This is a genomic window from Xanthomonas cassavae CFBP 4642 (genome assembly GCF_000454545.1).
GTDB classification, from domain to species: domain Bacteria; phylum Pseudomonadota; class Gammaproteobacteria; order Xanthomonadales; family Xanthomonadaceae; genus Xanthomonas; species Xanthomonas cassavae.
Genome location: NZ_CM002139.1, coordinates 105855 through 107047 on the forward strand (window position 1 = coordinate 105855; position 1193 = coordinate 107047).

General features: G+C 63.6%; 1 protein-coding gene. It reads left to right on the forward strand.

Annotated elements, in window-relative coordinates:
* Window position 1 precedes the first annotated feature (1 nt).
* Window positions 2-1192 carry an elongation factor Tu gene (gene tuf, locus XCSCFBP4642_RS0100480; RefSeq protein WP_029218063.1) on the forward strand — a complete coding sequence of 397 codons (1191 nt, stop codon included), beginning with the start codon at window positions 2-4 and terminating at the stop codon, window positions 1190-1192.
* The last annotated feature ends 1 nt before the right edge of the window (window position 1193 follow it).

Genomic DNA, 1193 nt, shown 5'->3' on the forward strand with positions numbered 1-1193 from the left:
CATGGCAAAAGCTAAATTCGAGCGCACCAAGCCGCACGTGAACGTCGGCACCATCGGTCACGTCGACCATGGCAAGACCACGTTGACCGCCGCGCTGACCAAGATCGGTGCAGAGCGTTTCGGTGGCGAGTTCAAGGCGTACGACGCGATCGACGCAGCGCCGGAAGAGAAGGCGCGCGGCATCACGATTTCGACCGCACACGTCGAATACGAATCCCCGACCCGCCACTACGCGCACGTTGACTGCCCCGGCCACGCCGACTACGTCAAGAACATGATCACCGGCGCAGCGCAGATGGACGGCGCGATCCTGGTGTGTTCGGCGGCTGACGGCCCGATGCCGCAGACCCGCGAGCACATCCTGCTCTCGCGTCAGGTCGGTGTGCCGCACATCGTGGTGTTCCTGAACAAGGCCGACATGGTCGACGACGCCGAGCTGCTCGAGCTGGTCGAGATGGAAGTGCGCGAGCTGCTGAGCAAGTACGACTTCCCGGGCGACGACACCCCGATCATCCACGGTTCGGCGCGTCTGGCGCTGGACGGCGACCAGAGCGACATCGGCGTGCCGGCGATCCTGAAGCTGGTCGATGCCCTGGATAGCTTCATTCCGGAGCCGACCCGCGACGTGGACCGTCCGTTCCTGATGCCGGTCGAGGATGTGTTCTCGATTTCCGGCCGCGGCACCGTGGTGACCGGTCGTATCGAGCGCGGCATCATCAAGGTGGGCGACGAAATCGAAATCGTCGGTATCCGCGACACGCAGAAGACCACCGTCACCGGCGTGGAAATGTTCCGCAAGCTGCTGGACCAGGGTCAGGCAGGCGACAACGCCGGTCTGCTGCTGCGCGGCACCAAGCGTGACGACGTCGAGCGTGGCCAGGTGCTGTGCAAGCCGGGTTCGATCAAGCCGCACACCGAGTTCGAAGCCGAAGTCTACGTGCTGTCCAAGGACGAGGGTGGCCGTCATACCCCGTTCTTCAAGGGCTACCGTCCGCAGTTCTATTTCCGTACCACCGACATCACTGGCGCCTGCCAGCTGCCGGAAGGCGTGGAAATGGTGATGCCGGGCGACAACGTGAAGATGGTCGTGACCCTGATCAACCCGGTTGCGATGGACGAAGGTCTGCGTTTCGCCATCCGCGAAGGTGGCCGTACCGTCGGCGCCGGCGTGGTTGCCAAGATCGTCAAGTAAG

Excerpts from the sequence above, each read along its gene's own strand:
- tuf (WP_029218063.1), top strand. The coding sequence starts at position 2 with ATGGCAAAAGCTAAATTCGAGCGCACCAAGCCGCACGTGAACGTCGGC.